At 57.0% G+C, this 3,199-nt stretch carries 1 protein-coding gene and 1 pseudogene; both read left to right on the forward strand.

Features of this window, described 5'->3' with window-relative positions:
* Nucleotides 1–161 precede the first annotated feature (161 nt).
* The gene (gene metG / locus CIK92_RS07830) at nucleotides 162–2,228 is read left to right on the forward strand and encodes a methionine--tRNA ligase (protein ID WP_094388710.1); all 2,067 of its coding nucleotides are present in this window, start codon (nucleotides 162–164) and stop codon (nucleotides 2,226–2,228) included.
* A gap of 253 nt (nucleotides 2,229–2,481) precedes the next feature.
* Nucleotides 2,482–3,199, forward strand: a pseudogene (locus CIK92_RS07835) (hypothetical protein); the annotation flags it as partial.

Genomic DNA, 3,199 nt, shown 5'->3' on the forward strand with positions numbered 1-3,199 from the left:
CACGGGCGATGCAATGGGGATGGTTTTTGCCTCGGCGGCAATCGTTAGGGTGGCGATAGTGAAAATAACTGCAGCGGCAGGGTGCAATTGTTTGTAAACAAACACATTACTTAATAATAATTTTGTAACTTTGCACCAAAATAAATACAATCACAACAAATATGGAGAAGAATTTCAAGCGTACTACCGTGACTGCGGCGCTTCCTTACGCCAACGGCGGTGTGCATATCGGCCATCTCGCCGGCGTATATGTGCCTGCCGACATCTATGTAAGATATCTCAGACTGAAGAAAAAGGATGTGATATTCATCGGCGGAAGCGACGAGCACGGCGTACCCGTGACCATACGTGCCCGCAAGGAGGGCATCAGCGTGCAGGAGGTGGTAGACCGCTATCACAAGCTCATCAAGGACTCGTTTGAAGAGTTCGGCATCTCGTTCGACATCTACAGCCGCACCACCAGCAAGATACACCACAAGTTTGCATCCGACTTCTTCCGCAAGCTCTATGACGACGGCAAGCTCGAAGAGATAACCGAGGAGCAGTACTGTGACGAGGTGACCGGCGAGTTCCTCACCGACCGCAATATCGTGGGCACCTGTCCGCGCTGTGGTGCCGAGGGTGCCTACGGCGACCAGTGCGAGAAGTGCGGAGCCACGCTCTCGCCCGAGGAGCTTATCAACCCCACCAACAAGAACAACCCTGGCCACGGCCTCGTGAAGCGTCCCACCAAGAACTGGTATCTCCCGCTGGGCGACTATCAGCAGTGGCTCAAGGACTGGATACTGGAGGGACACAAGGAGTGGCGTCCCAATGTGTATGGACAGTGCAAGTCGTGGCTCGACATGGACTTGCAGCCACGCGCGATGACCCGCGACCTGGACTGGGGTATCCCCGTGCCCGTAGAGGGTGCCGATGGCAAAGTGCTCTACGTGTGGTTCGACGCGCCCATCGGCTATATCTCCAACACCAAGGAGCTCTGCGACAGCGACCCGGCCCGCTGGGGCAACTGGGAGAAGTGGTGGAAGGACGACGATACCCGCCTCATCCACTTCATCGGCAAGGACAACATCGTGTTCCACTGCCTCATCTTCCCCACCATGCTCAAGGCCCACGGCGGATATATCCTGCCCGACAACGTGCCTGCCAATGAGTTCCTCAACCTGGAGAACGACAAGATTTCCACCTCGCGCAACTGGGCAGTTTGGCTCCATGAGTATCTCGTCGATTTCCCCGGCAAGCAGGACGTGCTCCGCTATGTCCTCACAGCCAATGCTCCCGAGACCAAGGACAACAACTTCACCTGGAAGGACTTCCAGGAGCGCAACAACTCTGAGCTGGTGGCCATCTATGGCAACTTTGTCAACCGCGCACTGCAGCTCACCAAGAAATACTGGGGCGGCGTGGTTCCCGCCTGTGGCGAGCTGACCGAAGTTGACCGCCAGACTATCGCCGAGTTCAAGGACGTCAAGGCCAAGGTCGAGGAGCTGCTCGACGGCTTCAAGTTCCGCGACGCACAGAAAGAGGCCATGAACCTGGCGCGTATCGGCAACCGCTATATCACCGAGTGTGAGCCCTGGAAGGTGTGGAAGACCGACCCCAAGCGTGTGGAGACCATCCTCTACGTGTGCTTGCAGCTCTGCGCCAACCTCGCCATCGCCTTCGAGCCTTTCCTGCCGTTCTCTTCCAAGAAGCTGCGCGCCATGCTCAATATGGACAGCTTCGAGTGGGAACAGCTGGGCAGCATGGACATCCTCGCCGCCGGCACTCAGCTGGGAGAGGCGTCGCTGCTCTTCGAGAAGCTGGAAGACAGCGTCATCGACGCTCAGCTGCTCAAGCTCGAGAACACCAAGAAGGCCAACGAGGCTGCCAACTATGAGCCCGAGCCTATCAAGGAGAACGTGGACTTCGACACCTTTGAGAAGCTGGACATCCGCGTGGGCCTCGTCACCTCGTGCGAGAAGGTGAAGAAGTCGAAGAAGCTGCTCAAGTTCCACATCGACGACGGCACCAAGGACGGCCGCACCATCCTCAGCGGCATCGCTGCCTACTATGAAGACCCACAGGAGCTCGTGGGCAAGCAGGTGTTGTTTGTAGCCAACTTCGCGCCACGCAAGATGATGGGCGAGGAAAGCCAGGGCATGATACTCTCGGCTGTCAACTACGACGGCACACTCTCTGTGACCACCACATCAAAGGATGTCAAGCCTGGAAGCCAGGTAGGATAAATATAGACTGTAGAGCCTCATGTGCCTTTCATTCCCTCGGGAAGTCTAAGGCTCATGAGGCTTTTCGCTTACCCTGGCGCGAGCAGACGGGTCATGAGCAGAGCCGCAGCGCCGATTATCCCTACCCTGTCAGCCCTGCCAGCCGCCAGTGTGTTCGTCCCTACAGCCGTCAGCCGCCGCCCCGGTGCTCCAGTTGCTGCTCCGGAGAGACTGTATACCAATCCATAAGTAACTATCCACTATCCGCACAACGATGAAGAGATACATCATCACCACACTTCTTGCCCTGGTAGCCATCGCGCTGCAGGCGCAGAACATCAAGGCCGTAGACCTGGGTCTGTCGGTCAAGTGGGCCGATGCCGACCTTGGCAGCGCCGACGGGGAGAGCAAGTACTACTTCCAATGGGGTGAGCCCAAGGGAGTATGGATGCAGGATTACAAGGCCTCTGCCTATCCCCCTGCCATCCAAGCCAAGCTGGACCCCAACAAGACCATATACAGAAGCCAGATAAGTAGCCAACTGGCCGAGCGAGTGGGCAAAGACAACATCCTTCTGCCCCAATACGATGCCGCCAGAGTCATTCTGCGCAGCCACTGGCGCATGCCCAACAAGGCAGACTGGACCGAACTGATAGAGAAGTGCAAGTTTGAGTGGGACAGAGTCAATGGCAGGAAGTGTATCAAGGTGACCGGCCCCAACGGCAACCACATCTTCCTCACCAACGGCGGATGGCTGGATAGCGACAACAACAAGCTGAAGAAATACTATATAGGCAAGGTGAGCTACTATTGGTCGAGCGAGGTCATGAACTATGGCTATGGCCCCGCCGAGATTATCTCCTTCTGGTGTAACAACAACCCCAAAGGCAAGATAGAGCCCCGCATCGACACATGCGACTTCCCCGCGCGCGGCATCCTTGTACGCCCCGTCTACGACGACCGCACCCCCGCCCCGCAGCCGGCTCTCAAGC

This window comes from Prevotella sp. P4-67 (assembly GCF_002251325.1).
Taxonomy (GTDB): domain Bacteria; phylum Bacteroidota; class Bacteroidia; order Bacteroidales; family Bacteroidaceae; genus Prevotella.